Raw genomic sequence first — 1459 nt, forward strand, 5'->3', positions numbered from 1 at the left:
AACGGGTCAGAGCCCTTTTGCACAATAAATCCGGTACTTCGTACTTTCTTTTGAGATCCTACGAATAAGCCAATATTCGAAAGATATTAATCTTAAAAGCTATCAGCTACTTTGATATGGTTATAAAAGAATTGCAGTAAGTTTACGTTAGGCTGCCAATGGTGTGATAGGGTGCACTTCGTCAGGGCGATAGGATTCATTCTTTCGCGCCATTCCTACTAATATTCTTGCAAATTTATTAATTAATTTCATGATGGATTTCATTTTTTTCATCTTTTTTACATGAACATTGTTAGAGTGTAGCTCTTTAAAATCAGGGTTGTTCATGACAAGACTCATTGTCGCTAAGTACAAGAAACGCCGCAAACGGGACCTCCCACGTTTAGAAAGGACAATTTGACCCTTCCATTTACCCGAACTAGCCTCTGCTAGATGTAAACCGGCATGACGTAATAAAGAATTACCATGAGCGAACCCACTTAAATCTCCTGCTTCACCTAAAATGCCTGCAAGTGCAATTTCACTGATTCCTTTAATGGTAAGTAACTTTCTCGCGAAAGTAATTTGTTTAAGGACCTCAGTGACTTCTTTTTCAACTCGCTCAAGTTGGATTGTTGCTAGATCAAATTCTTCAATTAATTGTTCTAGGTGTAATTTATAAGCATCAAGAGCTTGGTGAGTACCAACAGAATGCTTAGCTAATTCAATTAGTAATTGTGCTTTTTTTAATCCAGCTTGGCGTTTCATCTGGGTTTTCCAGCCATTAACGATATCCTGTGCTTTCATTGAACGAAGTTCAAGTGGTGTTGGAAATAATCGAAGGGTGGCAATTGCACCTTTTCCTTTAACATCTTTAAATACCTGTCGAAGTTCAGGAAAAACAATATCTACCCAACGATTGATTTGATTGACAGCACTAACAAGTCGTTTAATTGTCATGTCACGGTTAGACATTAAAACTCGTAGTTTTTCAAAGGCCTCTGAAGCAGGACGAATAAAGGAATAGTAACCATTCTTCACCATATCAGCGATGACAAGAGCGTCTTTTTTATCACTTTTTGAACGGGAATTATCTCGGTTTTCTTTGTTCTTTTTTACAAGATGGGGGTTAACAGTTACTACTTCAATATCTTGTTCATATAGCCATTTTGATAAGTTAATCCAATAATGACCCGTAGGTTCCATACCAACTATTGTAGAATCAAATCCTTTTAGGGTTTGTAACTGGTTCATCCATTGTAGTAATCTAGCAAATCCTTCTTCATTATTATTAAAAGAGAGAGGATCACCGACTATAATCCCTCGAAAGTTAACAGCACGAGCGACGTGAACTTCTTGTGCTATATCCACACCGACAACGAGATGTTGGCTAGAAATTCTTTCAATCAGTTGATTTTGTTTGTCTTGCATTTTAAACTTCATAGTAGAGCTTCCTCCTAAGAATGATTTTGTGTTGTGT

Annotated in this window: 1 protein-coding gene; it reads right to left on the minus strand. The window is 37.1% G+C overall.

The window, feature by feature from the left end; all coding sequences use genetic code 11:
* Positions 1–147: 147 nt before the first annotated feature.
* A complete protein-coding gene (locus tag V179_RS0105470) occupies positions 148–1422 on the minus strand; it encodes an IS110 family RNA-guided transposase (protein WP_028390633.1) in 1275 nt (424 codons plus the stop codon).
* Positions 1423–1459: the final 37 nt, after the last annotated feature.

The sequence above is a fragment of the Bacillus cihuensis genome (assembly GCF_000504145.1).
GTDB lineage: Bacteria > Bacillota > Bacilli > Bacillales > DSM-1321 > Peribacillus > Peribacillus huizhouensis.